The sequence below is a fragment of the Hoeflea sp. BAL378 genome (genome assembly GCF_000759435.1).
GTDB lineage: Bacteria > Pseudomonadota > Alphaproteobacteria > Rhizobiales > Rhizobiaceae > Hoeflea.
The window spans coordinates 1-2,974 of sequence record NZ_JRJG01000249.1; the positions used below are offsets into that span (position 1 = coordinate 1).

Genomic DNA, 2,974 nt, shown 5'->3' on the forward strand with positions numbered 1-2,974 from the left:
GCGGCGGGGATTGCGGCGTCGATCGGTCCGCCGGCGGCGGGCTTTCCAGGCATCACGTTCATTGCACGGTCCTTTGATGGGCGGGCGCGGGCCGGAACCCGTGCTGTCCTAGAGGTGATACAGCACTTGCGGGCTGCCCGCTTTCGTGGTGTGGTCTATTTCTTACGCGATCGGGCCAATGCCATGACCACGCCGGACACCTATGTCGAGACCGCCGAGGAGCGCGAGGCGCGGCACGCCGCCATCGAGCGCGCGCACGCGCCGGCGATCGCCTTCGCCCATCGCTATGAAAGCTACCATCATGTGGCCGAGCATGAGCACCGGCGTGCGCAGCTCCTGCATCTGTCGAGCGGCGTGCTGACCGTGACCACTCGGGCCGGGCGCTGGATGATGCCGCGCGACCATGCGCTGTGGATCCCGGCAGGCGTCCGCCATGCCGTCGACACGGTGGGCAGCGTCGCCATGCACTCGGTCTATATCCGCCCGGAAGCCATCGCCGGGCTGCCCGACCGGCTGCAGGTGACCGGCGTGACGCCGCTGATGCGCGGCCTGATCGCCGAGGCGGTGCGGCTGCGCGAGGACCCGGCCAGCCCGCGCGCCAGCTTCATCCTGGGCGCGATGCTGCACGAGATCCCGCATCTGCCGGTCCGCCCGCTGGGGTTGCCGTTCCCCGCCCATCAGCGGCTCGCCCCGCTCTGCCGCGATTTCGTGGCGAGGCCCTCGGCGCATCTCAACATCGACCACTGGGCCGATGCCGCGGGGCTGAGCCGGCGCAGCTTCACCCGGATCTTCCGCCGCGAGACGGGACTGAGCCTCTCGACCTGGCGCCAGCAGGCCTGCCTGATGGCGGCCCTGCCCCGGCTCTCCGACGGCGAGCCCGTCACCGCCGTGGCGCTCGACCTCGGCTATGACAGCGTGCCGGCCTTCACCACCATGTTCTGCCGCATGATGGGGACCCCGCCCAGGACCTACCTGCGCAACCAGGCGAACTGACGCCCGCGCGACGCCTTCGCGACCATCGTCCCGTTCCGTTCAATCGGAACAGACAATCGCGCGCGTCACAACCAGAAGTAATCAAATTGTGACACTCGTGAAAATACGATAACCTGAGTCGCATCCCCGACAGCCCCCGACGACCGTGGACAGACTCCGCCAACGCCCCAGGGACTGCCATTTCTGTCGAGTTGAGGGCTGCATGTCCGGAATGGCCGTTTTCATCAATCTCGCCGGCGCCGTCGCGCTGCTGCTGTGGGCGACGCGCATGGTCAGGACCGGCATCGAGCGGGCCTATGGCAACGTCCTGCGCGAAAATCTCCGGCGGGCCATCTCCAACCGGGTGGCCGCGGCCTGCGCGGGCTTCCTGTTCGCCATCGCCCTGCAGAGCGCCACCGCGGTCGCGCTGATCGTCGCGGGCTTCGTCTCGAGCGGCTATGTCACGACCGCGATCGGCATCGCCACCCTGCTCGGCGCCGATCTCGGCTCGGCGCTTGTGGTGCGCATCCTGCGCCAGGACCTGTCGCTGCTCATTCCCGTGCTGTTGCTGGCCGGCACCATCGCCTTCCGGGCGAGCGAGCAGCGCAACTGGCGCCAGACCGGCCGCATCCTGTTCGGGCTCGGCCTGCTGCTCCTGTCGCTGCGGCTGATCGGCGAGGCGTCGGATCCGCTGAGGAGCAGCCAGATCCTGCCGGTGATCATCACCTACCTGTCGCGCGACTGGATCACCGCCTTCGTCCTGGCGGCGCTGTGCGCCTGGGCGTTCCATTCCAGCGTCGCCGCGGTGCTGCTGCTGGCCTCGCTCGCCGACCGGGCTCTGATCCCGCCGGTGCTGATCATCCCACTGGTGCTGGGGATCAATTTCGGCGCGGCCGTGATCGGCGCGGTGCTGACCCGCGGCGAGCGCCCCGAGGCGCGGATCGTGCCGCTCGGCAATGTCGCCATCCGCGGCCTGGGCACGCTGCTGGCGCTGGCGGCGCAGATGAGCTTCGAGCTGCCGAGCGCTCTGTTCTCCAGCCAACCCGGTGACGCGGTGGTGCTGATCCACCTCGCCGTCAACCTGGCGGTGGTGGTGTTCGGCCTGCCCTTCTGCGGCCTGGTGGGCAGCCTTCTGGGCAACTGGCTGACGCCGCTAGAACAGCCCGGCGGCCCCGTCGCCGAGAAGCGCATCTCGGCGCTCAAGCCCGACCAACTGTCCGATCCCCGCCAGGCGATCGCCAACGCCACCCGCGAAGTGCTGACCGTCTGCGAGCGGATCGAACGGATGCTGACCTGGATCCTGGAGGCGCTCGACAAGCCCGAGAAGCAGAAACTGGCGCGCATCCAGGCGATGGACGACGAAGTCGACGAGATCCATCGCGAGATCAAGTTCTATCTCGCCAAGATCTCCGAGAGCAGGCTCGACGACAAGTCGGCGGCGCTGCTGCAGGATCTGCTGGGGGCTACCATCAAGCTCGAGCAGGCCGCCGACATCATCGCCCAGAACATGGTGACGCGGGCGCAGAAGAAGCAGGCGCGCAACATCGCGTTCTCCCCCGAAGGCTGGCACGAGATCAGGGGGCTGCACCAGGAGGTGATGCGCAACGCGCGGCTGGCGTTCAACCTTTTCATCCACCGCGACGTCGAGCAGGCCAGGCAGTTGGTGGCGCAGAAGGAGGAGGTGCGCACCATGGTGCGCCGGAGCGAGGAGCAGCACATGCAAAGGCTGCGCGACGGCAATGACAACAGCTATGACAGCAGTTCGATCCACATCGACACGATGCGCGATCTCAAGGAGATCAACTCGCTGTTTGCCTCCATCGCCTATCCGGTGCTGGCCGGCGCCGGCATGCTGCGCAAGAGCCGTCTGCTGTAGCGCCCGGTCGGGCCCGGACGACACGGCGCGACGGGGCCGCCGCCTCACGCCGGCGCGACATGGGCTGCGAGATCTTCCGCGGTCATGCCCCGGCCCGCGCGCTCGGCCGCCTGGCCATGCAGCGCG

At 68.4% G+C, this 2,974-nt stretch carries 2 protein-coding genes; both read left to right on the forward strand.

What is annotated here, in order from left to right; all coding sequences use genetic code 11:
- The first annotated feature begins 183 nt into the window (after nt 1-183).
- Complete coding sequence (locus LL06_RS25595; protein ID WP_081964199.1) at nt 184-993, forward strand: helix-turn-helix transcriptional regulator; 810 nt, start codon at nt 184-186, stop codon at nt 991-993.
- Between the two features lie 202 nt (nt 994-1,195).
- Entirely contained in the window at nt 1,196-2,848 is a 1,653-nt protein-coding gene (locus tag LL06_RS25600; RefSeq protein WP_035533792.1) for a Na/Pi cotransporter family protein, read from the forward strand.
- Nucleotides 2,849-2,974 lie beyond the last annotated feature (126 nt).

What these genes read in the sequence shown, in the direction of transcription:
- LL06_RS25600 (WP_035533792.1), top strand. Translation starts at nt 1,196, where the DNA reads ATGTCCGGAATGGCCGTTTTCATCAATCTCGCCGGCGCCGTCGCGCTG.
- LL06_RS25595 (WP_081964199.1), top strand. Translation starts at nt 184, where the DNA reads ATGACCACGCCGGACACCTATGTCGAGACCGCCGAGGAGCGCGAGGCG.